The 22302-nt window shown below is 69.0% G+C and carries 27 protein-coding genes; 8 read left to right on the plus strand and 19 right to left on the minus strand.

Annotated features, from left to right (window positions below):
* Positions 1-110 precede the first annotated feature (110 nt).
* The gene (locus tag COA07_RS05400; protein ID WP_066712367.1) at positions 111-764 is read left to right on the plus strand and encodes an Hpt domain-containing protein; all 654 of its coding nucleotides are present in this window, start codon (positions 111-113) and stop codon (positions 762-764) included.
* A 7-nt stretch (positions 765-771) separates the two neighbouring features.
* Here COA07_RS05400 and COA07_RS05405 read toward each other — a convergent pair whose 3' ends face one another.
* The 4 genes from COA07_RS05405 to pgsA form a co-directional block, all read right to left on the minus strand.
* Positions 772-2478 carry a methyl-accepting chemotaxis protein gene (locus tag COA07_RS05405; RefSeq protein WP_066712369.1) on the minus strand — a complete coding sequence of 569 codons (1707 nt, stop codon included), beginning with the start codon at positions 2476-2478 and terminating at the stop codon, positions 772-774.
* Positions 2479-2630: 152 nt separating this feature from the next.
* Positions 2631-3071 carry a molybdenum cofactor biosynthesis protein MoaE gene (locus tag COA07_RS05410; protein WP_096640590.1) on the minus strand — a complete coding sequence of 147 codons (441 nt, stop codon included), beginning with the start codon at positions 3069-3071 and terminating at the stop codon, positions 2631-2633.
* Positions 3068-3325 carry a molybdopterin converting factor subunit 1 gene (gene moaD, locus COA07_RS05415; RefSeq protein WP_066711482.1) on the minus strand — a complete coding sequence of 86 codons (258 nt, stop codon included), beginning with the start codon at positions 3323-3325 and terminating at the stop codon, positions 3068-3070. Before moaD ends, COA07_RS05410 begins: the two co-directional genes overlap by 4 nt.
* Positions 3325-3891 carry a CDP-diacylglycerol--glycerol-3-phosphate 3-phosphatidyltransferase gene (pgsA, locus tag COA07_RS05420; protein WP_066711481.1) on the minus strand — a complete coding sequence of 189 codons (567 nt, stop codon included), beginning with the start codon at positions 3889-3891 and terminating at the stop codon, positions 3325-3327. Before pgsA ends, moaD begins: the two co-directional genes overlap by 1 nt.
* Positions 3892-4032: 141 nt before the next feature.
* On the opposite strand from pgsA, the gene COA07_RS05425 reads away from it, so the two are divergent.
* Positions 4033-5328 (plus strand): MFS transporter, encoded by a 1296-nt coding sequence (locus COA07_RS05425; RefSeq protein WP_066711474.1) that lies wholly within the window; start codon positions 4033-4035, stop codon positions 5326-5328.
* A gap of 8 nt (positions 5329-5336) precedes the next feature.
* Here COA07_RS05425 and COA07_RS05430 read toward each other — a convergent pair whose 3' ends face one another.
* A complete protein-coding gene (locus COA07_RS05430) occupies positions 5337-5525 on the minus strand; it encodes a hypothetical protein (protein WP_066711475.1) in 189 nt (62 codons plus the stop codon).
* A gap of 114 nt (positions 5526-5639) precedes the next feature.
* On the opposite strand from COA07_RS05430, the gene COA07_RS05435 reads away from it, so the two are divergent.
* Together COA07_RS05435 and COA07_RS05440 are read left to right on the plus strand one after the other, a co-directional pair.
* Positions 5640-6164, plus strand: a complete 525-nt coding sequence (locus COA07_RS05435) for a gamma carbonic anhydrase family protein (protein WP_066711476.1) — start codon at positions 5640-5642, stop codon at positions 6162-6164.
* Positions 6165-6227: 63 nt separating this feature from the next.
* Positions 6228-7193 (plus strand): NAD(P)H-dependent flavin oxidoreductase, encoded by a 966-nt coding sequence (locus tag COA07_RS05440; RefSeq protein WP_066711477.1) that lies wholly within the window; start codon positions 6228-6230, stop codon positions 7191-7193.
* Between the two features lie 303 nt (positions 7194-7496).
* On the opposite strand, the gene COA07_RS05445 is transcribed toward COA07_RS05440, so the two are convergent.
* The gene (locus COA07_RS05445; RefSeq protein ID WP_066711478.1) at positions 7497-7958 is read right to left on the minus strand and encodes a DUF1465 family protein; all 462 of its coding nucleotides are present in this window, start codon (positions 7956-7958) and stop codon (positions 7497-7499) included.
* An 82-nt stretch (positions 7959-8040) separates the two neighbouring features.
* Complete coding sequence (locus tag COA07_RS05450; RefSeq protein ID WP_245842027.1) at positions 8041-8259, minus strand: YdcH family protein; 219 nt, start codon at positions 8257-8259, stop codon at positions 8041-8043.
* Between the two features lie 216 nt (positions 8260-8475).
* Between COA07_RS05450 and COA07_RS05455 the strand changes: the two genes are divergently transcribed.
* Positions 8476-8634, plus strand: coding sequence for a YdcH family protein (locus tag COA07_RS05455; protein ID WP_082740988.1), 159 nt, complete (start codon positions 8476-8478; stop codon positions 8632-8634).
* Positions 8635-8680: 46 nt separating this feature from the next.
* Here COA07_RS05455 and COA07_RS05460 read toward each other — a convergent pair whose 3' ends face one another.
* The 5 genes from COA07_RS05460 to COA07_RS05480 are packed head-to-tail and all read right to left on the minus strand — an operon-like array spanning position 8681 to position 12119.
* A complete protein-coding gene (locus tag COA07_RS05460) occupies positions 8681-9208 on the minus strand; it encodes a nucleotidyltransferase family protein (protein ID WP_245842028.1) in 528 nt (175 codons plus the stop codon).
* 20 nt (positions 9209-9228) lie between these two features.
* Positions 9229-10641, minus strand: a complete 1413-nt coding sequence (locus COA07_RS05465; protein ID WP_066711479.1) for a coniferyl aldehyde dehydrogenase — start codon at positions 10639-10641, stop codon at positions 9229-9231.
* Positions 10642-10676: 35 nt separating this feature from the next.
* Complete coding sequence (locus COA07_RS05470) at positions 10677-11129, minus strand: hypothetical protein (protein ID WP_083956898.1); 453 nt, start codon at positions 11127-11129, stop codon at positions 10677-10679.
* Positions 11126-11878, minus strand: a complete 753-nt coding sequence (locus tag COA07_RS05475) for a prepilin peptidase (RefSeq protein ID WP_245842029.1) — start codon at positions 11876-11878, stop codon at positions 11126-11128. Before COA07_RS05475 ends, COA07_RS05470 begins: the two co-directional genes overlap by 4 nt.
* A complete protein-coding gene (locus tag COA07_RS05480) occupies positions 11871-12119 on the minus strand; it encodes a hypothetical protein (RefSeq protein ID WP_066710744.1) in 249 nt (82 codons plus the stop codon). Before COA07_RS05480 ends, COA07_RS05475 begins: the two co-directional genes overlap by 8 nt.
* A gap of 124 nt (positions 12120-12243) precedes the next feature.
* On the opposite strand from COA07_RS05480, the gene COA07_RS05485 reads away from it, so the two are divergent.
* Together COA07_RS05485 and COA07_RS05490 are read left to right on the plus strand one after the other, a co-directional pair.
* On the plus strand, positions 12244-13431 hold the full coding sequence (locus COA07_RS05485) for a thiolase family protein (RefSeq protein WP_066710735.1): 1188 nt from the start codon (positions 12244-12246) through the stop codon (positions 13429-13431).
* A 260-nt stretch (positions 13432-13691) separates the two neighbouring features.
* The gene (locus tag COA07_RS05490) at positions 13692-14663 is read left to right on the plus strand and encodes a glutathione S-transferase family protein (RefSeq protein ID WP_066710758.1); all 972 of its coding nucleotides are present in this window, start codon (positions 13692-13694) and stop codon (positions 14661-14663) included.
* A gap of 7 nt (positions 14664-14670) precedes the next feature.
* On the opposite strand, the gene COA07_RS05495 is transcribed toward COA07_RS05490, so the two are convergent.
* Positions 14671-16767, minus strand: a complete 2097-nt coding sequence (locus tag COA07_RS05495) for a prolyl oligopeptidase family serine peptidase (protein ID WP_066710733.1) — start codon at positions 16765-16767, stop codon at positions 14671-14673.
* Positions 16768-16823: 56 nt separating this feature from the next.
* Between COA07_RS05495 and ppk2 the strand changes: the two genes are divergently transcribed.
* Positions 16824-17573, plus strand: a complete 750-nt coding sequence (gene ppk2 / locus COA07_RS05500) for a polyphosphate kinase 2 (RefSeq protein ID WP_066710732.1) — start codon at positions 16824-16826, stop codon at positions 17571-17573.
* Between the two features lie 7 nt (positions 17574-17580).
* On the opposite strand, the gene COA07_RS05505 is transcribed toward ppk2, so the two are convergent.
* From COA07_RS05505 to COA07_RS05530, 6 genes are all read right to left on the minus strand, one after another.
* Complete coding sequence (locus tag COA07_RS05505) at positions 17581-18003, minus strand: hypothetical protein (protein WP_066710731.1); 423 nt, start codon at positions 18001-18003, stop codon at positions 17581-17583.
* The gene (locus COA07_RS05510) at positions 18000-18659 is read right to left on the minus strand and encodes a SatD family protein (protein ID WP_245842030.1); all 660 of its coding nucleotides are present in this window, start codon (positions 18657-18659) and stop codon (positions 18000-18002) included. Before COA07_RS05510 ends, COA07_RS05505 begins: the two co-directional genes overlap by 4 nt.
* A gap of 73 nt (positions 18660-18732) precedes the next feature.
* On the minus strand, positions 18733-19731 hold the full coding sequence (nadA, locus tag COA07_RS05515; protein ID WP_066710728.1) for a quinolinate synthase NadA: 999 nt from the start codon (positions 19729-19731) through the stop codon (positions 18733-18735).
* A 46-nt stretch (positions 19732-19777) separates the two neighbouring features.
* Positions 19778-20572: a hypothetical protein gene (locus COA07_RS05520; protein ID WP_141396476.1), complete on the minus strand. Its 795-nt coding sequence runs from the start codon at positions 20570-20572 to the stop codon at positions 19778-19780.
* Between the two features lie 70 nt (positions 20573-20642).
* A complete protein-coding gene (locus COA07_RS05525) occupies positions 20643-21350 on the minus strand; it encodes a DUF4230 domain-containing protein (protein ID WP_169803519.1) in 708 nt (235 codons plus the stop codon).
* Complete coding sequence (locus COA07_RS05530; RefSeq protein WP_066710747.1) at positions 21347-22210, minus strand: MBL fold metallo-hydrolase; 864 nt, start codon at positions 22208-22210, stop codon at positions 21347-21349. Before COA07_RS05530 ends, COA07_RS05525 begins: the two co-directional genes overlap by 4 nt.
* Positions 22211-22302 lie beyond the last annotated feature (92 nt).

The raw sequence follows: 22302 nt of genomic DNA on the forward strand, positions 1-22302 counted from the left end.
CCTGTCCCCGTTCAAGCCGCACCCATGCCACAGCCAAGAACTTATTGTTTTACATCGAAATCTGTTAATACCACTTCCGCGTTTCCGTTCCGTCGTCAAGTGATGGTGACATGTCCGAATTGGATAAATCGCACATTGGTGACATTGGCATCATCGCCGACCGCGAAACGGCCGCCGCCCTGACGGAGCTACTGGCGCGCGATGGCTGGCGCGTTACGCACATTCCCGTAGACACGACGCCGACATCATCGGCAGATGCACACGCGCTGTTGCTGGTCGTGCTTCCCCCCGACGCGGCGGACGCGTGGCTGGCGCGCCGGCAAGGCAACGCGGCGCAGGCCGCGCCGGCCATCGTGGTGCTGCCGCCAGACGGCGCCATCGATACTTGGACGTGGATCCGGCGCGGCTGGGACGACGCGGCGACGCGCGACGATCTGGCCGCCGTCGCGGCGCGCTGGCGCCCGCCCGCGTGCAGCCTCGCCCGGCTGGAGGGGGTGTTCGGCGTGGCGGAGGTGGCGCAGCTGTCGCTGGGCCTGCGCGAACGGCTGGTCGCCGCGGTGGCGATGCTGCGCGCAAGCGACGATCGCGCCGCACTGGCGGAAACCGCGCACCGGCTGGCGGGGATATGCGGTATCCTGGGGTTCGACGATGCCGGCCGATGCTGGCGCGCGCTGGCAGAAACGCGCGACCTGCCGCTGCCGGATGTGCATCGCGCGACGCGGCTGGCGATCGCCGCGATCGACCGCCATTACGCCGGGGGATAGCCCCGCCTTACCAGCCCGCGCCCGCGACCCGCGCCTGCAGCCGGTGGACCGGCGATCCGCCTTCCGCCTGCCCCGGCGCCAGCCGGAAGCGGCGGATCTCGCGCTTCAGCGTGTCCGCCTCCTCCGCCAGGCTGCGCGCGGCGGCGGTCGCTTCCTCGACCATCGCGGCGTTCTGCTGCGTCACGCCGTCCATCTCGGCCACCGCGGTATTCACCTGCTGAAGCCCGGTCGACTGCTGTTCCGCCGATGCCGCGATGTCGGACATCAGCGCGCTGATCTCCGCGATGCGCCCGATGATCCGGGTCAGCGCCTCACCCGTCTGCGCCACCAGCGCCGCGCCCAGTTCCACCTGTTCGCCCGATGCGGTAATGCGTGACTTGACGTCCTTGGCCGCATCCGCCGACCGCTGCGCCAGCGCGCGCACTTCCGATGCGACGACGGCGAAGCCCTTGCCCGCGTCGCCCGCGCGTGCCGCCTCGACGCCGGCGTTCAGCGCCAGCAGGTTGGTCTGGAACGCGATGCCGTCGATCACCGCGATGATCTCGCTGATCTCCGCCGACGACGCCTCGATCCCGTGCATCGCATCGACTGCGCGCTTCACCACCGATCCCGATGCCTCGGCATCCTCGCGCGTGGCGCTGACCACGCCGTTGGCGCGCGCGGCGCCCTGCGCGGTTTCGCGCACCGTCTCGGTGATCTCGTGCATCGCCGCGGCGGTCTCCTCCAGGCTGGCGGCCTGCTGCTCGGTACGCTGCGACAGGTCGTCGGACGCCTGGCGGATGTCGCCCGCGCCATTGGCGATGTTGTCCGCGCTGGCGACGACCGACACCATCGTCTGCCCCACCGCGTCCATCGCGCGGTTGAAATCCGCCTTCAGCTTGGCGAACGGCCCGGTCAGCTCGGCATCGACGCGCGCAGTCAGGTCACCTTGCGCCAGCGATTCCAGCCCGGACCCGATGCTGTTGACGATCAGCGTCGCCTGCGCGTCCTTGGCGGCTTCCGCGGCGAACAGCTGGTCGCGCAGCGCCCCGACCGACCGGGTCAGCCCGCCGATCTCGTCGCTACGTTCCTCGCGGCTCAGCGTCACGTCCAGCTGCCCGGCGGCCATCCGGTCGATCGTAACCGCCAACGCCCCCAGCGGCCGCGACACCAGCCGCACCATCACCGTCAGCGTCGCCGCCACCAGGCCCAGTGCGGCCAGCACCGCCAGCGCGATCATCCAGCGTGCGGACGAATAGTCGGCGGCGGCTTCGGCCTTCGCCTTGTCCTCCTGCGCGTCGAAGATCGTGCGCAACGCGCGAAGATCGGTGTCGATCGCCTTGGTCTGCGCACGCGACTGGAGCAACGTCGCGGTCGCGGCATCGTCTTGGCCGGCACTGGACAGCGCCACGGCGCGCTCGTCGTTGCGATATACCGTGGGCAGCCGTTCGCCGATTCGGCGCAGCGCCGCCTTGGCTTCCGGCGCGCTCAGCATCGGGGCCAGCGTCGCGACGCTCTTGTCCACCGCCGCGCGCGCCTCGGCCACCGCGCGGTCGCGCTGTCCATCCGCCGGGCCGCTGGCGATATGGCGATACAGGCTCAGGCGATAGCCGGTAAACGCGCCCTTGAGCTCGCCCAGTTCCACCGCCTTGGGCAGGCGATTGTCGGCGAACTTCGCGACAGAGGCGTTCATCACCCCCAGTTTCAGCAGCGCCACGCCGCTCAACATCAGCATGAGCGCGATACAGGCGCCGAACGCCGCCACCAGCTTCGTCGAAAAGGACCAGTTCTTCATCGCGCGCACCACCTGGAAACAGGGACTGTCGTTTCCGATGGCGTAAAGCCGCTTGGTAAAAATCACCTTTACGCCAGGTGATTACACCCGCGTTACGATGCCCAGCGCGTCGCGGCGGCCGTATCGCCCGCGCGCGCCTCCACCCAGCGGGCGGCGCCCGCGACCGTCTCGCGCTTCCAGAACGGCGCGTCGGTCTTCAGCCGGTCGATCAGGAAGGCGCACGCCTCCAGCGCGGCGGCACGGTGGGCGCTGGCGGTGCCGACGAACACGATCCGCTCGCCCGGCGTCATCGCGCCGACGCGGTGGACGATCGTCGCCGCCGCCAGCGGCCAGCGCGCGCAGGCATCCTGCGCCAGTTGCTCCAGCGCGCGCTCGGTGGCGCCGGGATAATGTTCCAGCTCCAGCGTCTCGACCCCGTCGTCGCCGCGCACCCGCCCGGTGAAGGTCGCCACCGCGCCCGCCTCCGGCACCTCCAGCCGCGCCAGCTCGGCGGCGACGTCGATCGGGTCGGCGGAAACGATGATGCGGATCATCCGCCGGTCACCGGGGGGAAGATCGCCACCTCGCGCGCGCCGGCGATCGGCGCGTCGAGCGGCACGAACGCCTGGTCGACCGCCGCGCGCAGCCGCGCCGGATCGGCGAAGGCGGCGCGATGCCCGTCGCTGCGCGTCGCCAGCCATTCGACCAGCGCGGCGACATCGGCCACCCCGGCGGGCGGCGTCACCTCTTCCTCGGCGAGGCCTACCCGCTCGCGCACCCAGGCGAAATACACTATCTTCACGGCGATCAGTCCATATGCTTCAGGCCGACGCGCAGGTAATCCCAGCCCGTCACCACCGTCAGCGCCGCCGCCCCCCACAGGCTGGCCAGGCTCGCGATCCTGATCCACGCCTCGCCCGGCAGCGCACCCGACAGGATCAGCCCGCCCAGCGCGACCATCTGCAGCGTGGTCTTCCACTTGGCCAGTTTCGACACCGGCAGCGATACCTGCAACCCGGCCAGGAACTCGCGCAGCCCGCTGACCGCGATCTCGCGCAGCAGGATGACCAGCGCGGCGATGATGTGGATGCCGGTGATCGCCGCGACGTCGTTATGGCGCGTGCCCACCAGCATCAGGATCACCGCCGCGACCATGATCTTGTCCGCGATCGGATCCAGGAACACGCCCAGCTTCGATACAGCCCCCTGCGCGCGCGCCAGATATCCGTCGAAATAATCGGTGATGCCCATCAGGCAGTAGAGCGCGAAGGCGATGCCGAACCCCGCCTGCCAGCTGGGCCACCACAGGAAAGCGACCAGCAGCGGCACGGCGACGATGCGCGACAGCGTCAGCAGATTGGGCAGCGACAACATGATAGCGGTCAAGTGGACCGCCCGCGCGGGCGGCGCAAGCGGCAAGCGGCGGGCCGACCGGTGAAAAACGGGTTTGGATGATCGGGCGGCACCGGCTATGCCCCGCTCGCCTGCAAACAATCGGGGGCGACGTCCCACGTCATGATCAATGCCCTCGGGCTTCTCAAGCGGCGCCGGTTCCTGCCGCTGTTCTCCACGCAGTTCCTCGGCGCCTTCAACGACAATCTGTTCAAGACCTCGATGGTGCTGTTCGCCACCTACGAGATCTTCGCCGACGAAACGCAGGAAAGCTTCTTCAACGCGCTCGCCGCGGCGCTGTTCATCGTGCCGTTCTTCCTGCTCTCCGCGCTGGCGGGGCAGCTGGCGGACAGCATGGACAAGGCGCGCATCATCCGCATCGTGAAGACCGCGGAGATCGCGATCATGGCGGTCGGCGCGGGCGGGCTGATGCTGGCGCGCACCGGCGCGGTCACCGCGCCGCTGGTACTGATGCTGGTCGCCGTCGTCGGCCTGGGGGTGCATTCGACCTTCTTCGGCCCGATCAAATACGCGATCCTGCCCCAGCATCTGGAGGAGGACGACGTGCTGGGCGGCACCGGCCTGGTGGAGGCGGGAACGTATCTGTCGATCCTGCTGGGCACGATCGTCGCGGGCTTCATCTATCATTCGACCACGCTGGTCGCCGCGCTCACCTTCGCGGTGGCGGTGGCCGGTTGGTTGACCGCGCGCGCCGTCCCCCCCGCCCCGCGGCTGGGGCCGAAGCTGGAACTGGACTGGAACCCGGTGCGTGCGTCGTGGCGGCTGGTGGCGGGCACGATGCACATCCCGCGGCTGTTCCTGGCGATCTGCGCGATCAGCTTCTTCTGGACGATCGGGTCGGTCCTCATCATCATCTTCCCGCCGCTGGTGAAGAACGTGCTGACCGCCGACGCCAGCGTCGCCAGCCTGGTGCTGGCGGTATTCTCGATCGGCGTCGCGATCGGATCGGTCGTCATCAACCTGATGCTGAAGGGGCAGATTTCCGCGCGCTTCGCCCCCGGATCGGTGATCGCGATGGGCGCGGCGGTGCTGGGATTCCGCTGGACCGTCGGGCTGTGGACACCCGCCACCGACGGCCAGTTGTACGACATGGCGCAGTTCATGGCCCAGCCCCATGCCTGGCTGGTGCTCGCCGCGCTGCTGGGGGTGGCGGTGTTCGGCGGCATGTTCGTCGTGCCGCTCTACGCCTTCCTGACCACCACCGTGACCAAGGACCAGACCGCGCGCACAGTCGCGGCGAACAACGTCGTCAACGCCGGGGCGATGACGTTCGGGTCGGTCGCGGTCGCGGCGGTCACCGCGGCGGGGGTGACGCCGGGGGAAATGCTGCTGCTGGTGGTGGCGATGTGCGGCGTGTCGGCGCTGATCGCGCAGCGGCTACACCGCGCCTGCGACTGATCGCGGCGCTAGGCGATCATCGTGTAGAAGCAGATGAAGAACGCCGCGAAGCTCAGGAAGAACAGCTTCCAGTCGTCCTCCCCGCGCTTCGCCCGTGCGATCGCGGCGGCTTCGTCCGTCGATACCGGCATCGGCGGCAGCGACCGGCGAAACGGGTGGCGGGCGGCTTCGTTGGTGAGGACAAGGCGTCGCGTCATGGCGAGGTGTTAACGCGCCGATAACCATTTCGGGTATCGGTTTGTTGACGGTATGTCCGTCCCGCGCCGGGACGTCAGGGACGCGACCGGAAAGTTTCAGGGGAGGAACACGCCATGCCGCTTTACGCCTTCAAGGATCGTCGCCCCACCCGCCACCCCGATGCCTGGGTCGCCCCCAGCGCCGACGTGATCGGCGACGTGCGGCTGGCGGAGGGGGTGAGCGTGTGGTTCGGCGCGGTGATCCGCGGCGACAACACGCCGATCCCGATCGGCGCGCGCAGCAACGTGCAAGAGGGCGCGATGCTCCATTCCGATCCGGGCGCGCCGCTGACGGTCGGGGAAGACTGTACGATCGGGCACCACGCGATCCTGCACGGCTGCACGATCGGCGACCGCGTGCTGATCGGCATGGGCGCGATCGTCCTCAACCGCGCGGTGATCTCCGACGATTGCATCGTCGGCGCCGGCGCGCTGGTGACCGAGGGCAAGACCTTTCCCCCACGCAGCCTGATCGTCGGCAGCCCGGCGCGCGCGGTGCGCGAACTGGACGACGCCGCGGTCGCCGCGCTCAAGATGTCGGCGGCGCATTACGTCGAGAACGGCCGCAAGGCGGCAGCGGGGCTGGAACGGATCGAATAACGGGTACGGCCGCTACAGCCAGCCCTCTTGCAAGGCGGCGGCGCCTTCCACATAACCCGCGTTATGTCGATTCCTCCGATCCTGTCCCGCCTGCGCCTGCCGGTCATCGGCTCGCCGCTGTTCATCATCTCCGGCCCGGAACTGGTGATCGCGCAATGCAAGGCGGGGATCGTCGGGTCGTTCCCCGCGCTCAACGCGCGGCCGCAGACGCTGCTCGACGAATGGCTGCACCGCATCACGGAGGAACTGGCCGCACACAATCGCGCCAACCCCGATCGACCGGCCGCACCCTTCGCGGTGAACCAGATCGTGCACAAGTCGAACGACCGGCTGGAACAGGATCTGGCCACCTGCGCCAAATGGCAGGTGCCGATCACCATCACCTCGCTGGGCGCGCGCGAGGAGGTGAACCGCGCGGCGCACGAATGGGGCGGGATCGTCCTGCACGACATCATCGACGATCGTTTCGCGCGCAAGGCGATCGAAAAGGGCGCCGACGGGCTGATCGCGGTCGCCGCGGGTGCGGGCGGCCATGCCGGGCGCCAGTCGCCGTTCGCGCTGATCCAGGAAATCCGCCAGTGGTTCGACGGCCCGCTGGCGCTGTCCGGCTCGATCGCGACCGGCGACGCGGTGCTGGCGGCGCAGGCGATGGGCGCCGATTTCGCCTATATCGGCAGCGCCTTCATCGCGACCGAGGAAGCCAATGCCGATGCCCGCTACAAGCAGGGGATCGTCGACGGGCGCGCCGCCGATATCGTCTATTCCGACCTCTTCACCGGGGTGCACGGCAATTACCTGCGCAGCTCGATCGTCGCGGCCGGGCTGGATCCGGACAACCTGCCCAAGGGCGATTACAAGACGATGGACTTCGGCACCGGCGACAACGGCGGCACGAAGGCGAAGGCGTGGCGCGACATCTGGGGATCGGGCCAGGGCATCGGCGCGGTGGAGGCGATCGAACCCGTCGCCGCGCGCGTCGACCGCATGGAAGCGCAATACCGCGCTGCCCGCACCCGCATCGGCGCCTGACCCGCGGAAGCGCATAAGGATATCACCCGCCGCGCACAGCGGCCTTCATCGACCGAAAGTGGAAGCACAGGGTGACGCGGCGTATCACGAAACGCCTCCGCGCCCCCGCGTGAAGACGCTCCCCTCCGTCACCCCGGACCTGTTCCGGAGTCCACCGTGCCGCAAAATGAACACCTCGCGAGGGCGCCGCGCGGTGGATGCCGGAACAAGTCCGGGATGACGAAGAGACTCGCCAAGGCTGGTCCTGATCGGCGTGCCGGCCGCACTGCGCCGCCGTCCGCCGCGCGGGCGGACGGCCCGCGCTCAGAACGACGTCGCCAGCCGGTCCAGCATCGAGCGCGCCGGGCTTTCCATCGGTTCGTCCGCCACCTGCGCGGCGTCCAGTCGCTCGACGCGACGGTGCAGGTCGATGCTGCCCGCCACCATCGCGCGCGCCTGTTCGGGCAGGGTCGATACGATCGCCTCCTCGCTGACCGGCGCCGTTCCCAGCCGTCGCGCGCTGTCCTGCGCCTGCGCAGGTGTGAGTTCGCCCGCGATCACCGCGCGCTGCGTCAGCAGCCAGGCGATGACGTGCATCAGCCGCGTCGTCACCTTCAGCGATTCGCAGCTGAACGCCACCCGGTCCATCGGCGACAGCGCCTCGCGCTCCGCGCGGCCGCCCTCGTCGAAATAACTGCGCGCCTCGTCGGCCAGCACCATCGCCTCGACGTAGAAGGCGTCGATCAGGCGGATATGAAGGCGGGGATCGGTCAGCAGGTCGGCCATGCGGCCGCTGTGCCACGCGTCGCGCGCCGCTGCCAGAGCCGCGCGCGGGTGTTAACCGCGAATGCGTGCCACGGCGTGACGATCACGCGATGATATCGGGGATCAGCTGGTCCTCGATCTGCTGGATTTCGTCGCGCAGCTTCAGCTTGCGCTTCTTCAGCCGCATCAGCTGCAACTGGTCGGGCGCGCCCGACGCGCCCAGCGCGACGATCGCCGAATCGAGGTCGCGATGCTCCAGCCGCAGCAGGTTCAGCCGCGCCAGAATGTCCGTCCCGCCCTCGATCACGTCCACGTCAGCCACCCCCCAGCGCCCTGCCCGTACAGGGCACGGGCAGCGGCCCCGCCCTTAGCGCAACGGCCGTGGCCGCTGCCATCCCTTTTACGCGCCGCGCAAGGGACGGTGGCTCGTCGCAGCATCGGCGCGGGCCGTCGCGGGCAAGGAAATGACACGCGACAATCCGGCGCGTTCGTGGTTCACTGATCGACCCTTGGTTCAACCATGAAGGAGGTAACTGCCATGCAGACCGCGCACATCACGGCCCTTGAGGCCAAGCATGCGTCGCTCGACCAGCGGATCGTCGCCGAGTCGCAGCGCCCCATGCCCGATACGGTGGCGATCGCGGAACTGAAGAAGCAGAAACTGAGACTCAAGGAGGAAATCGCCTCCGCGCACTGACGCGGGCGATGCCAGGGGTCCGGCGGGCGAACCGCCGGGCCTTTTTTCATGCCGCGACGATCCGCAGCAGCGGGTAGCGCGCCAGCCACCCCTTCCCCGCCACCCGCGCGTCGAAGATCGCGCGCCTGTCCGCCGCGAACCTCGCCGTCGGCCGCACCACCCCGGCGAACAGATCGTCCAGCCCATAAGGCGCGGCGACCTCCACCATCCCCGCCGCAGTCAGCCGTACCGCCACCGCGGTCGCGGTTTCCGGCCAGTGGCGCATCGCGTCGGCGACGTCGCGGTACGGCGCGTCGCCGTTGCGCTGGTGCATCCGCGCCTGGTTCTTCACCGACCAGTCGACGCCCGGACACGCCGCGCTCAGCGCCGCCTCGGCGGTGGCATCGCGCCCCGCGCCCTCGCCCGGTGCATACCACAGCACGTCGACATCGCCCGCGGGCGGGGCGGGCGCGCGGCCATGCAGCCGGTCCCACACCGCATCGCGCACCAATCCAGCGCCGATCCACGCGCCCGGCGGCCCGGCATCGCGCACCGCGATCATCGCGCGGCGGCGCCAGGCGTCGTCCGCCAGCACCGCCGCGATCCGCTCCGTCGTCAGAACTTCATCTGCTTGGCGATCGACGCCTGGGTCGCCTTGCCATAGGGCGGCTTTAGCCCGGCCAGCTTCATCACGTCGATCTTCGGCTGGCGATAGACCGACTTGGCGTGGCTGAAGGTACGGAACCCGTCCAGCCCGTGATAGCTGCCCATCCCCGACGGCCCGATCCCGCCGAACGGCAGGTCTTCCATCGACACGTGGAAGATCACGTCGTTGACCGTCGCGCCGCCGGAAATGGTGCGGTCCAGCACGCGGCGCTCCTCGTCCTTGTCCTCGCCGAAATAATAGACGGCAAGCGGCCGGTCGCGCGCGTTGACCTGCGCGATCGCGCTGTCGACCCCGCCCGAATAGCGCCGGATCGGCAGCACCGGGCCGAAAATCTCCTCCTGCATCAGCGTCATGTCGTCGGTCACGTCGGTGACGATCGTCAGCGGCATCTTGCGGCTGTTCGACGCGCCGAAATCCTCGTTCGCGGGGTTCACGACGTCGATCGTCGCGCCCTTCGCGCGCGCATCCTCGATCCAGTCGGTCAGCCGCTGGTGATGCCGGTCGTTGATGACCGAGGTATAGTCCGGGTTCGACAACAATGTCGGGTACATAGCGGTCGCCGCCTGCTTCAGCCCCTCGACCACCGCGCCTTCCTGCGCCTCGGGCACCAGCATGTAATCGGGCGCGAGGCAGATCTGACCCGCGTTCAGCATCTTACCGGTCGCCACGCGCGTGGTCGTGCGCGCGATATCGGCACTCTGCCCGACGATCACCGGGGATTTGCCGCCCAATTCCAGCGTCACCGGCACCAGATGGTCGGCGGCGGCGTGCAGGATGTGCTTGGCAATCCCCGTCGCACCGGTGAAGATCAGGTGGTCGAACGGCAGTTCGGCGAACGCCTTGCCCACGTCCGGCCCGCCCGACACGAACGCCAGTTCGTCGGCGGCGAAATATTTCGGCGCGATCTCCTCGAACAGCGCGCTGGTCACCGGCGTGAACTCGCTGGTCTTCACCATCGCGCGATTGCCCGCGGCGAAGATGCCCGCCAGCGGCGACATCACCAGATTGACCGGGAAATTCCACGGCGCGATCACGCCCACCACGCCCTTGGGCTGATATTCGACCCGCGCCTTCGCGCCCAGCAGGCCCAGCGGAAATTCCACCTTGCGCCGTTCGGTCTTCGCCCAGCGATCGAGGTGCTTCAGCGCGTGGCGGATCGGCGCGATCGACCCGCCGATATCGGTGACCATCGACTGTTCGCGGCTGCGATGCCCGAAATCCTCGCTCAGCGCGTCGCAAAAGCGCGCGGCATGGTCCGCGATCATCGTCGCCGCACGGCGCAGCCGATCCTTGCGCACCGACAATGGCTCGGGCAGCGCCGCCATGAACGCCGCGCGCTGCGTCTCCAGAATGTCCCTCATGCCCCGCTCCTCCCCTTGTCCTCGAATCTGTGAATCTATGTGCGACACCCCAGCAGCCCCGCCAGCGGCATCGCGATCGAATCCTGCCCGGCGCGGTCCAGCCGCAGCGTCGCAATCGGCACCGCCGCGCCGGCGGTCAACGTCGCGCGCTGCTCGATCGTCAGCGTCAGCGTCGCGGTCACCCCGCCCGCGGCATAGGTGGTGGTCGGCGCCAGCCCCAGCGTCGCATTGCCCTCCGCGCCCGTGCGCGGCAGGTCGGTGACGCGCCCGTCCAGCATCAGCCGCAGCGATCCCGGCTCGGCAGTCGCCATCGTCGCCAGCGCGCGCGTCTGCCCGGTGGAAAACAGATAGGCGGCACATCCCTTCGCCGGCAGGTCCTGCGCCGGCAGCACGCCCAGCGGCAGGCCGTCGATCGACACCGCCGGGGCGGACGCCGGCGCGTTCGCCTGCATCCCCGCCAGCACCATCACGGCCCACCACATCGTCATCCCGCCGATCCTATCATGACGATCCACGCCGGGTAAGCCGCCACCGCCATCAACGTGCCCAGCGGCAACGCATCGTCCGCCGCCATCGCCCGCCCGCGCAGATACTGGAACGCGATCCACCCCAGCCCGACCAGGCCCGCGATCACCAGCACCGCCGGCAGCAACCGCCAGCCCAGCCACAGGCCGATCGCGCCGAACAACTTGGGGTCGCCCCCGCCCATCCCCTCGCGTCCGCGCCAGCGCCGGTATCCCGCCGCGACCAGCCACAGCAGCGCGAAGCTCCCCACGCCGCCGATCAGCCGTTCGGGCCAGTCGGGCGCGACCCACCACGCGCTGGCCACCCCGCCGATCGCAAGCGCGCCGGTCAGTTCATCGGGCAGCCAGAAATCATGCGCGTCCATCACCGCCAGCGTCAGCAGCAGCCAGCCGAACAGCGCCCCCGCCGCGCCAGCGACGCCCGGCGCGGCATAGCCCGCCGCAATCCCCGCCAGCGCGCATCCCGCCTCGATCAGCGGGTGGCGCGAGTCGATCCGCGCGCCGCACGCGCCGCAGCGCCCGCGCGTCGCCACCCAGCTCAGCAATGGGACCAGATCGCGCGCGGTCAGCGCCCGCCCGCACCCGTCGCACGCGGACCGCCCGCGCGCCACGCTGCGCTCCGCCGGCCAGCGCACCGCGATCGTCGCCAGGAAGCTCCCGGCGATCGCCCCCAACAGCCCCAGCCCCACGGCCCAGATGATCGCATCAGTCACGTCGCCGGATAAGATAGCGATACACGCCGAAGCTGTTGACCCCCAGCAGCACGGCATTTTGCGCCCCCAGCGGATGATCGCCCGACAGCACCGCCCCGCTGATCCACGCGATCGAGGAGGTGACGAACAGCGCCATCCCCCACCCCGTCACGCGCCGCCCCGAATCGAGCGAGACCATGAAGGCCGCGATCGTGCCGCTGATCGCGGCATACCATTTGAGCGTCAGCAGCAGACTTTCCACCCATCACCGCTACGCGACCCCGCCGGCGCGGCCTATGACGCCGATCAAGCGGCGGCGCGCGGGGATTTGTCATGCAGCGCGCGACGTCTTATGTGCAGCGCAACATTCAGAGAGAGGAAGCATCATGGCCACCGATCCCGTCGTCATCCTGTCCTATGCGCGCACCCCGATGGGCGGGATGCAGGGCGCGCTGGCCGATGTGGCCGCGACCGATCTGGGCGCCACGGCGGTGAAGGCCGCGGTCGAGCGCGCCGGGATCGACGGCGCCGATGTCGAGCGCATCTACATGGGCTGCGTGCTGCCTGCCGGTCTTGGCCAGGCGCCCGCGCGTCAGGCCGCGATCAAGGCCGGCCTGCCCAAGTCGGTGCAGGCGACCACCGTCAACAAGGTGTGCGGATCGGGGATGCAGACCGTCATCATGGGCGCGGAGGCGATCGCCGCCGGTTCGGCCGACGTGATCGTCGCGGGCGGCATGGAAAGCATGACCAACGCGCCGTACATCCTCAAGAAGCACCGCTCGGGCGCGCGCATCGGCCATGACACCGCCTATGACCATATGTTCCTCGACGGGCTGGAGGATGCCTATGAGGCCGGGCGCGCGATGGGCACCTTCGCGCAGGACACCGCCAACGAATATCAGCTGACCCGCCAGGCGCAGGACGATTACGCGCTCGAATCGCTGCGCCGCGCCAAGGACGCGATCGCGACGGGCGCGTTCGCGGACGAAATCGTCCCCGTCACGGTCGCGACCCGCAAGGGCGAGGTGACGGTGGATACCGACGAACAGCCCGGCAAGGGCCTGCCCGACAAGATCCCGACGCTGAAGCCCGCCTTCGCCAAGGACGGGACGATCACCGCCGCGACCAGCTCGTCGATCTCCGACGGCGCCGCCGCGCTGGTGCTCGCACGCGAAAGCGTCGCCGCGGCGAAGGGGCAGAAGCCGGTCGCGCGGATCATCGCGCACGCCGCCCATGCGCAGGAACCCGCCGCCTTCACGACCGCCCCCGTCGGCGCGATCCAGTCGCTGCTGAAAAAGGCCGGCTGGTCGATCGACGACGTCGACCTGTTCGAGATCAACGAGGCGTTCGCCTGCGTCGCGATGTTCGCGATGCGCGACCTGGGCATCCCGCACGACAGGATCAACGTCCATGGCGGCGCCACCGCGCTGGGCCACCCGATCGGCGCGTCGGGCGCACGCATCGTCACCACGCTGATCGCCGCGCTCAAGCATCACGGCAAGAAGCGCGGCGTCGCCTCGCTGTGCATCGGCGGCGGCGAAGCCACCGCGCTGGCGGTCGAACTGGTCGACTGATCCTTGCAAGGGGCGCAACGTCGCGCCCCCTGCCCGTCGTTACGGCACCGCGGCAACATGCGGCGCGAGCCACGCGACGGCCGTCACCCCGGACTTGTTCCGGGGTCCACCGTTCCGCAGCATCAGCGCCCGATGGGTGCGCCGAACGGTGGATGCCGGAACGGGTCCGGCATGACGGGGAAGACGTTCGCAGGGGCACCGATACCGCGGGATACCTCGGGGCCGCTCGATCGTATGCCCCTCATCGACGGGAGCGCATGATGGGCAAGATGATCGACGGCGTCTGGCACGCCGGCAAGGTAACCGCCGACAGCAAGGACGGCAGCTTCCAGCGGCAGGATGCCGGGTTCCGCGATTGGATCACCGCGGATGGCGGGCCGGGGCCGGACGGTCAGGCCGGGCGCCCCGCGGCGGCGGGGCGCTATCACCTCTATGTCAGCTATGCCTGCCCCTGGGCGCATCGCGCCCTGGTGGTTCGCGCCCTGAAGCGGCTGGAGCCGCTGATCGACGTGTCGGTGGTCGATCCCGTGATGCTCGACGATGGCTGGACCTTCGCCACGACACGCGGCGGCACCGGCGATCCGCTGCACGGCGCCGATTTCCTGTGGCAACTCTACGCCCGCGCGCGCCCCGGCTATACCGGCAAGGTCACCGTGCCCGTCCTGTGGGACCGGGCAACCGACACGATCGTCAGCAACGAATCGGCGGAGATCATCCGCATGATGAACACCGCCTTCGACCATCTCGGCGCGGCGCCGGGAGACTTCTATCCCGCCGCGCTGCGCGCCGACATCGACGCGATCAACGCGCCCGTCTACGATGAGGTCAACAACGGCGTCTACAAGGCCGGCTTCGCGACGACGCAGGACGCCTATAAGGCCGCCGCAACGCCGCTATTCGCGCGTCTGGACGCGCTCGACTCGCGCCTCACCGACACGGATTGGCTCGTCGGCGGCGTGATGACCGAGGCGGATATCCGGCTTTTCACCACGTTGGTGCGCTTCGACGCGGTCTATCACGGGCATTTCAAGTGCAATCGGCGCCGGATTCAGGACTATCCCGCGCTCGAACGCCATCTGGAAGCGATGCTGGCGATCCCCGACGTCGCCGCCACCGTGCATCTCGACCATATCAAGACGCATTATTACGCCAGCCACCGCGATCTGAACCCGCACGGCATCGTGCCGATCGGTCCCGATCTACCGTGGTCGGGGCTGGTCAACGGGGGCTGACGCCCCCTTATTTGCCCATCAGTTCGCGGCGCAGGAACGCATCCAGCAGCGCCGCACGCCGCGCATCCTCGGCATGATCGGCGCCGACCGAGTGCCCGCCCTCCAGATATTCGTGGAAATAGACGCGGTTTCCGTTCGCCTTCAGCAGCGCCGCCAGCTTGCGCGCGTGCCCCGGATGCACCCGGTCGTCCTTGGTCGACAGGTAGAACAGCACCGGCGGATACCGCACCCCCGCCTTCACGTTCTGATAGGGGGAATATCTGCGGATGAACGCCCAGTCCGCGGGCTTGTCCGGATCGCCATATTCGTCGATCCACGACGCGCCGGCGGACAGATGCGTGTATTTCTTCATGTCCTCCAGCGGCGATCCGGCGATCACCGCGCCGTACAGATCGGGGCGCTGCTGCATCGCCACACCTACCAGCAAGCCGCCGTTCGACCGCCCGGAAATGCCGATCTTCCCCTTCGCCGACACCCCCGTCTTCACCAGATCCTCGGCCACGGCATGCAGGTCGTCGAACACGTTCTGCCGCTTCTCGCGCAGCCCCGCCTGGTGCCAGCGCGGGCCATATTCGCCCCCGCCGCGCAGATTGGCGAGGACATAGGCGCCGCCCTGCTCGACCCAGAACAGCGCCAGCGGCCCCGCGCGATACGGCTGGTCGGTCAGATAGGTCGGCGTCTGCGCGTTCTTGAACCCGCCATAAGCGTGGATCAGCGCCGGGGCCGGCCGCGCCGCGCCCTTCTTCGTCACCAGGAAATAGGGCACGCGCGTCCCGTCGCGCGACGTCGCGAACCGCTGCACGACGTCGAACTGCGCCGCATCGAACCGTGCCGGCAACGCCTGCACCGCGCGCGGCGCGGCGCCGCGTTCCACCGCGTACAGCGTCGGCGGGGTCAGCATCCCCTCCACCGTCGCGAACGCCATGTCCTGCCGCCCCGCGGTCGCCGCCAGATGCACCGTGCTGTTCGCGGGCAGCGCCACCGGCGCCTGTGCCCAGCGCCCGTCGTCCCCGCGTGTCAGCGCCACCAGCCGCCCCTGCACGTCGTCCAGCAGCTTCACCCACAGCACGCCGTCGCTGGCGGCGACCTCCTCGATCGCCTGCCGCGCGTTCGGCGCCAGCACCAGTTCGGGCGCGGGCGTGCGTCCCTGCGCCAGGTCGACCAGCGAATAACCGACCAGCGCCCCCGCCGGGATACGTCCCGATGCGCGGTTCAGCTTCACGATCGCCCGACCGTCGATCACATCCTGCAGGTCGCTTCCCGCCGGCGCCGGCAACTTCGCCAGCCCGCCGCCCGGCAGCAGCAGACGATATTCATGCTCGAAGAACGTGCGGCCGACGTCGACCAGCGACCAGCGCCGCGCGCCGTCGGCATAGCCCCAGACATCGGCCTCCACGATGCTCGCCGGCGCCTCGAACACCGTCGTCGCCTGCGCCAGCGGCGTGCCGCGCCGCCACGTCTTCACGATCCGCGGATAGCCCGACGTGGTCAGCGATCCCGCACCCCAGTCGGTCGCGACCAGCAACGTGTCGCGATCCATCCAGGTCGCGCGGCTCTTCGCCTCCGGCAGCGTGAACCCGCCGTCGACGAACCGCCCGCTTGCCAGGTCGAATTCGCGGATCACCTGCGCATCGGTCCCGCCGGGGCTGAGCCGCACAAGGCAACGCGCATAGTCCGGCGCCAGGCAGCTGGCGCCATGCCACACCCAGCTCTGCCCTTCCTTGCGGCCCAGCGCATCGACGTCGATCACCGTCCGCCACTGCGGCTTGCCCGCCAGATAGCCGGGCAGGTCGGCGATCCGCCACAGCCCGCGCGGGTTCTTCGCATCGCGCCACAGGTTGACGACGCGGTCGCCCAGCACCTCGTCGGGCATCGCGATCTGCGCCTCGTCGTCCAGGATCGCGCGCGCACGCTGGACGTCGCCGGCGTAGCGCGGGTCCCGGGTCAGCACCGCCTCGGTCTCGGCATTCCACGCCTTCACCTGCCCCAGCGCCCGCGCGCCCTCGATATCCTCCAGCCAGGCATAAGGGTCCGCGGCGGGGGCGGCGGCGATGGTCATCAGGGGGGCGAGCGGCAACATGGTTGCGGCAAGGAAACGTTTCATGTCCTTATGCGTAGCTTCGGCAACGACCACTCACAAGTTGATCGAAAGGCACCCGATTGGCGCAGCACCCCGAAGATGACGACGCGCTCCAGCTGGGGCTGGTGCGGATGCAGCAGGCGATGGCCGCTGACGGCAGCCGCGCGGTGGTGGTGCTGGAAGGGCGCGACGCGGCGGGCAAGGACGGAACGATCCGCGCCGTCACCCGCCACCTGTCGGTGCGCAACACGCGCGTCGTCGCGCTGCCCAAGCCCAATGACCGCGAGCGGACGCAATGGTTCTTCCAGCGGTACGCCGCGCATCTGCCCTCGGCGGGCGAGCTCGTGATCTTCAACCGCAGCTGGTACAATCGCGCCGGGGTGGAGGTGGTCAACGGCTTCTCCACGCCGGAGGAACAGGCGCAATTCCTGCGCGACGCGCCCGATTTCGAACGGATGCTGGTGGAAAGCGGCATCCGGCTGGTCAAGCTGTGGCTTGATATCGGCCGAAAGGAGCAGAAGAAGCGCCTCGACAAGCGCCGCACCGATCCGCTCAAGGCGCTGAAACTGTCCGATCTCGATGCGGTCGCGCAGAAGAAGTGGCGCGAATATTCGGCGGCGCGCGACACGATGCTGGACCGCACGCACAATCCGATCGCGCCGTGGACCTGCGTGCATGCCGACCACAAGAAACCGGCCCGCGCCGCGATCATCCGCCACCTGCTCCACACGCTGGCCCCGGCGGAGGTGGCGGGCGAGATTGACCTGCCCGATCCCGAGATCCTGTTCCCCTACGATCCCGACACAGCGCAGGACCGGCTGGCGCGGTGACGCGCGCTCAACCGCCCGGCTTGCCGACCAGCGGGACGATCGCACCGGCGATATTCGCGCCGACGTGGCGGTCATAGGCAAGCCAGGCGGTGGTCACCGCGATCGCCCACAACAGGCTGAACAGCGACCCGACCAGGAAATATTCCGCGGGCAGCTGCTTATCCAGTTCCTTGAAGCGCGCGATTGTCTTCAGCGCAATCACCGCCGCCACTGCTTCCCAGCTGTGCACGACCAGCCCGATCGCGATTACCAACCGCTCCAGCGCTCCGATATAGCGCCCCGCCGCGGCGGTCGATTGCGCCACCCCCGCCATCGCATCACGCAGTCCGATCAGGTTGACCATCAGGCGGCACGCCCAGTTGCCGGTCATCGTCAGCAGCAGCAGCGCCACCCCGCTATAGGCGAGCGCATGGATCACCGCCCCGGTCATGGCCGGTCATCCCATCCGAAATCGATCGACGACAGAGTGTTGCCGACCGCTTCCCACAGCAACTGGTACGCATCGTTCTGCCCGGCGGTGCGCACCTTGTAGACGCTGTGCGTCGATACCCCGCGCCGCGCCGCGATCTCCTCCACGCTGCTGCCGTCCAGCGTGGCCAGGATGTCCTCGCGCTGTCGCGCGGTCCAGCGCCGCTCGATTGCGGTCAGCCCCGCACCCATCGCCAGCAGGTTCAGCTCGTCCTTGGGCCGGCGGTTCAGCGCGAACAGGTACAGGCTGGTATCGCGCTTGCGATCCAGCATCGACCGCGCCCGAGCCAGCCCGTCGCCCATCATGTTCCACGCGCGGTCGGGGTTGACCGGGGTGTCGATGGCCACTTCACCCACCAGCACGCGGCACGCCACGTCCTGCGCCATCAACGCGAAGCGGACGCGACGGGCGATGCGGATCGCGTCGGCCAGCGTTTCGGCCAGTCCCTGGAACTCGTCACCCAACGTGATCGTCAGCGGGGAGACGAGCGTCGCGCGCTGTGCCGCGTTCACGTCGTCGATGGCGGCGTTGAACACGCGATGCAGCGCACGCCGCGACGTCGCGGCTTCGCTGGCGACCAGATCGCCCATGACGACGGCATAGGTGCGTGATTCCACCCGGCCAATCTACCTGACCGCGCTAGCAATTCAACCACATTCGGGTCATATCATAAAATGACCCGTTTGCGGGTCAGTCGCCCGTTACCTTCGCGGGACCGAGATCGCCCTGCCCCACCGTGCCCCCGGCCATCGCCAGCATCGCGTCGAGGCTGTTCTTCGCACGCAGCCGCAGGTCTTCCTCGATCTCGATTCGCGGCGTCAGGTCGCGCAGCGCGACGTAGAGCTTCTCCAGCGTGTTCAGCGCCATGTACGGGCAGATGTTGCAGTTGCAATTGCCGTCCGCGCCCGGCGCGCCGATGAACGTCTTGTTCGGCAGCGCCTTTTCCATCTGGTGGATGATGTGCGGCTCGGTCGCGACGATCAACGTATCGCCGGTCATCGCATAGGCATATTCCAGGATGCCGCGTGTCGATCCGACATAATCGGCATGGTCCAGGATCACCGCCGGACATTCCGGGTGCGCCGCGATCGGCGCGTCGGGGTGCTGGGCGCGCAGCTTGAGCAGTTCGGTTTCGCTGAACGCCTCGTGCACGATGCACACGCCCGGCCACAGGATCAGGTCGCGCCCGGTCTTGCGCGCCAGATAGCCGCCCAGATTGCGGTCGGGGCCGAAGATGATCGGCTTGTCCGCCGGGATCTGGCTCAGGATCTTCTCCGCCGAGGACGACGTGACGATCACGTCCGACAGCGCCTTCACCGCCGCGGAGCAGTTGATGTACGTCAGCGCGATCGCATCGGGATGCTGCGCGCGGAATGCGGCGAATTGTTCGGGCGGGCAGCTGTCCTCCAGCGAACAGCCGGCGTCCATGTCGGGCAGCACGACGATTTTCTGCGGCGACAGGATCTTGGCCGTCTCCGCCATGAACCGCACCCCGCAAAAGGCGATGACGTCCGCGTCCGTCGCCTGCGCCTTGCGACTGAGGTCCAGGCTGTCGCCGACGAAATCGGCCAGATCCTGGATCTCGGGCTTCTGATAATAATGCGCCAGGATCACCGCGTTGCGCTCCTTGCGGAGGCGGTCGATCTCGGCACGCAGGTCGAGGCCCTTGAGGCTGGTCGGCTGTTCCATGCGCGTCAGATGGACACCTTTGGTGACGCGATCAAGGCAATGTGCGTCACGGCAGCGGCGGGAACGGCGGATAGGCCAGCGGATCGACCGCCGCGCCCGGCGTTCCGGCGGCGATCGCCATGGCCGCCGCCACCCCCGGCACCCCGCGTCCGCTCAGCTCGATCAGGACGTGCGTCAGCGTGATCGCGCCCATCCCCCACCACCATGCCGGATGCACCGCGCCGCGCGTCCGCCGGTCGTACAGCGCGCCCGCGACCGGGATCGCCAGCAGCGTGGGAAACACCGCCAGCCCGGCATAGGGGATCAGCAACGGCAGCGGCAACAGCCGCCCGAACGCCGGCCCCATGATCGCCGACATCGCGCTCGCCATCAGCCGGCGGTGCCATTCGGTGCGCCGCCGCATCCGTACCGCCGCCCCGGCCAGCGCCAGGAACGCGACCAGCGCCAGCACGTCCATCGCCACGAAATAGGCCGGCGTAAAGAAGAACGGCACCCGCCCCGCGCGGACCAGCATCGCGACAGTCATCGGGCCGACCACCGCCATCCCCACCATCCAGCCGACCGCCACCCAGCCTAGCGTCCGGTGCCCGCGCAATGCCCCCGCGGCGACCAGGATGTTCTGGCACAGGTACAGCATCACCCAGCCGAAGAAGACGATCGCGTGCAGGTGGACATGCCATGGCGCGGCGAACGTCGACCGCCCCAACGCCGCCTGTATCGAAAAGGCGGCGATATTCACCACCGCGACCACGATCGCGATCGTCAGGAAGAAACGATGATCGCGTGCCGGCCGCCGCATTGCCGGCCCCGCACCACGCACATCGGATATATCGGTCGCCATCGGACAAGCCCCCCAGCCGTCGCCGCTGGCAGCCTTATACACGCGTCATGCGCGCCCCTCAATCGGGGGATCAGCCGGCGTTGCCCAGCACCTCCTCCAGCGATCGCGTCAGGTCCCAGCGCGTATCGTCGGCCCCGCGCGGCTCCCCGGCGAAACGAACCGTCACCGTCACCGGCAGTCCCGCCGCGCGCAACGTGCCGCCGAACAGCTGCGCCAGCGCGGCACGGCCGTTCTCGCGCGCCTTGCGCATGTTCTCGGGCGACTGAGCCGATGCCTCGACGCTGCGCGCCGCGGACAGGGAGGCACGCCGCTGCAATTCGGTCATCGCGGCGCGCGACACGAACAAGCCGCTGGTCTGGTCGATCGTCACATTCGCCTCGTCCACGTTCGGGTGGCCGACGGTGATGTCGGGCACCTCCACCAGCAGCGTCTTCGCCTTGGCATCATAGCGAAAATCGGACGGATCGAGCGTTCGCAGGTCGACGAAATAATCGACCTCGAACGGCGCCTTCACCACCCGGCTCGACGGCAGCCAGCCCCACAGCCGGCTGGTCGAACCGGTCGCCTGTACCGTTCCCGACAGGCGGCTGACCCGCAATTCGCTGCTGCCGTACAGCCGCCCCGCGACGACCCGCGCCACCGCGACGCCATTGTCGTCGGTCGTAACGGTATAGTCGCGGGTGAAGCGCCGATACGCCGCCAGCGATCCCAGCACGATCGCCACCGCCACCGCGGCGCCGATCAGCAGCCGCCCCAGCCCGGTCAGGTGCGTGCTCACGCCGCCACCGCGCGCCACGCCTCGCCATCCGCGGCGACCAGCCCGCGGCGTTCCAGGTCGATCAGATGCGCCAGCACCGATCGCTCCGCCGCGCCGAACAGCCGCGGGTCCAGCCCCGCGTACATCCGCTCGACCATCGCCGGGATCGCGCGTGGCGCCTCGCCCAGCAGGCGCAGGATCTGCCCCTCGCGCTGCTTGCGATGCCCCAGCATCCCGCGCACCAGCCGCTCGGGCCGGTCGATCTCCGGCCCGTGGCCGGGATAATAGACACGATCGTCGCGCCCGATCAGCTTTTCCAGGCTGGCCATATAATCGGTCATGTCGCCGTCGGGGGGCGACACCACGCTGGTCGACCAGCCCATCACATGATCGCCCGAAAACAGCGCGCGCGTTTCGGGCAGCGCGAAGGCAAGGTGGTTTTTCGTATGCCCGGGCGTCGCGATCGCGGTCAGCGTCCATCCCGTCCCCGATACGCTGTCCCCTTCCGCCATCACCCGGTCGGGCGCGTAATCGGGATCGAACGCGTCGTCGGCGCGCGGGCCGTCGTCGCTGAGCGCGAAGGGCGCGGCGCCGACGATCGGCGCGCCGGTCGCCTCCTTCAGCGCGCGCGCGCCGGGGGAATGATCGCGGTGATGGTGGGTGATGACGATCGCCACCACCGGCCGCGCCGCGATCACCGTCATCAATGCCTCATGGTGCGCCGCGTCGGCGGGGCCGGGGTCGATGATCGCGACGTCGTCGATCCCGACGATATGCGTCTGCGTGCCGGTATAGGTATAGGGCGACGCATTGGGCGCCAGCACCCGCGTCACCAGCGGCTCCAGCGTCATCGGCACGCCGGCGGGGGAATCCTTTGCCATCGCGTCCGACATGGCGAACCCGCCCCCCGCGCGCAAGGGCGTGGGGGGCGGGCAACTATCGCCGGCCGTACGAGGGTCAGGCACGGCCGGCG

This window comes from Sphingomonas adhaesiva (assembly GCF_002374855.1).
Classification (GTDB): Bacteria; Pseudomonadota; Alphaproteobacteria; order Sphingomonadales; family Sphingomonadaceae; genus Sphingomonas; species Sphingomonas adhaesiva.

Excerpts from the sequence above, each read along its gene's own strand:
- COA07_RS05400 (WP_066712367.1), top strand. The coding sequence starts at position 111 with ATGTCCGAATTGGATAAATCGCACATTGGTGACATTGGCATCATCGCC.
- COA07_RS05405 (WP_066712369.1), bottom strand. The coding sequence starts at position 2,478 with ATGCTGATGTTGAGCGGCGTGGCGCTGCTGAAACTGGGGGTGATGAAC.
- COA07_RS05410 (WP_096640590.1), bottom strand. The coding sequence starts at position 3,071 with ATGATCCGCATCATCGTTTCCGCCGACCCGATCGACGTCGCCGCCGAG.
- pgsA (WP_066711481.1), bottom strand. The coding sequence starts at position 3,891 with ATGTTGTCGCTGCCCAATCTGCTGACGCTGTCGCGCATCGTCGCCGTG.
- COA07_RS05425 (WP_066711474.1), top strand. The coding sequence starts at position 4,033 with ATGATCAATGCCCTCGGGCTTCTCAAGCGGCGCCGGTTCCTGCCGCTG.
- COA07_RS05430 (WP_066711475.1), bottom strand. The coding sequence starts at position 5,525 with ATGACGCGACGCCTTGTCCTCACCAACGAAGCCGCCCGCCACCCGTTT.
- COA07_RS05435 (WP_066711476.1), top strand. The coding sequence starts at position 5,640 with ATGCCGCTTTACGCCTTCAAGGATCGTCGCCCCACCCGCCACCCCGAT.
- COA07_RS05440 (WP_066711477.1), top strand. The coding sequence starts at position 6,228 with ATGTCGATTCCTCCGATCCTGTCCCGCCTGCGCCTGCCGGTCATCGGC.
- COA07_RS05445 (WP_066711478.1), bottom strand. The coding sequence starts at position 7,958 with ATGGCCGACCTGCTGACCGATCCCCGCCTTCATATCCGCCTGATCGAC.
- COA07_RS05455 (WP_082740988.1), top strand. The coding sequence starts at position 8,476 with ATGCAGACCGCGCACATCACGGCCCTTGAGGCCAAGCATGCGTCGCTC.
- COA07_RS05465 (WP_066711479.1), bottom strand. The coding sequence starts at position 10,641 with ATGAGGGACATTCTGGAGACGCAGCGCGCGGCGTTCATGGCGGCGCTG.
- COA07_RS05470 (WP_083956898.1), bottom strand. The coding sequence starts at position 11,129 with ATGACGATGTGGTGGGCCGTGATGGTGCTGGCGGGGATGCAGGCGAAC.
- COA07_RS05485 (WP_066710735.1), top strand. The coding sequence starts at position 12,244 with ATGGCCACCGATCCCGTCGTCATCCTGTCCTATGCGCGCACCCCGATG.
- COA07_RS05490 (WP_066710758.1), top strand. The coding sequence starts at position 13,692 with ATGGGCAAGATGATCGACGGCGTCTGGCACGCCGGCAAGGTAACCGCC.
- COA07_RS05495 (WP_066710733.1), bottom strand. The coding sequence starts at position 16,767 with ATGAAACGTTTCCTTGCCGCAACCATGTTGCCGCTCGCCCCCCTGATG.
- COA07_RS05505 (WP_066710731.1), bottom strand. The coding sequence starts at position 18,003 with ATGACCGGGGCGGTGATCCATGCGCTCGCCTATAGCGGGGTGGCGCTG.
- nadA (WP_066710728.1), bottom strand. The coding sequence starts at position 19,731 with ATGGAACAGCCGACCAGCCTCAAGGGCCTCGACCTGCGTGCCGAGATC.
- COA07_RS05520 (WP_141396476.1), bottom strand. The coding sequence starts at position 20,572 with ATGGCGACCGATATATCCGATGTGCGTGGTGCGGGGCCGGCAATGCGG.
- COA07_RS05530 (WP_066710747.1), bottom strand. The coding sequence starts at position 22,210 with ATGGCAAAGGATTCCCCCGCCGGCGTGCCGATGACGCTGGAGCCGCTG.